This window comes from Vibrio sp. YT-19(2023), assembly GCF_033337395.1.
In genome coordinates, this window is sequence record NZ_JAWOQN010000598.1 from 1 (window position 1) to 657 (window position 657).

The 657-nt window shown below is 47.5% G+C and carries 1 protein-coding gene; it reads right to left on the reverse strand.

Annotated features, from left to right (window positions below):
* Window positions 1-657: AMP-binding protein (locus tag R7E78_RS27365; RefSeq protein ID WP_318058785.1), on the reverse strand; the 657-nt coding region annotated here is incomplete at both ends.

Consider the following 657-nt stretch of genomic DNA (forward strand, 5'->3'; position numbering starts at 1 on the left):
CATGTCTTTCTTACGGTCAACAATGTGCAGGAAGCCTTCGTCATCAAACTTAACGATGTCACCCGTTGATAGCCAACCGTCTTCGTTAATGGTGTCTTTGGTTGCTTCCGGACGTTGCCAGTAACCTTGCATTACTTGAGGGCCGCGAACTTGTAGCTCACCTGTACCAGTATTTGGCAGTACATTGCCTTCTTCATCAACCATACGAACTTCTGTCGAAGGAACTGGCAGACCGATAGAACCGTTGTACTCAACCAGGTCATGCGGGTAAGCCGCAACTAACGGTGAACACTCAGTAAGTCCATAACCTTCAAGCAGGTAGCAGCCTGTGGTCTTCAGCCATTTCTCAGCAACAGCACGTTGAACTGCCATACCACCACCAACAGCCAAGCGAAGATTACTGAAGTCCAACTCATGGAAATCTTCATTGTTCACTAGCGCATTGAATAAGGTATTCACACCTGTGATCGCTGTGAATTGGTACTTTTGCAGCTCTTTTACAAAGCCAGGAATATCACGCGGGTTGGTAATCAGTAAGTTACGACCACCCATTTCGATAAACAGCAAACAGTTCACTGTCAGTGCGAACACGTGGTAAAGCGGCAATGCGGTTACCACTAATTCACGACCTGGAGAAAGTACTGGACCGTAAGCCCC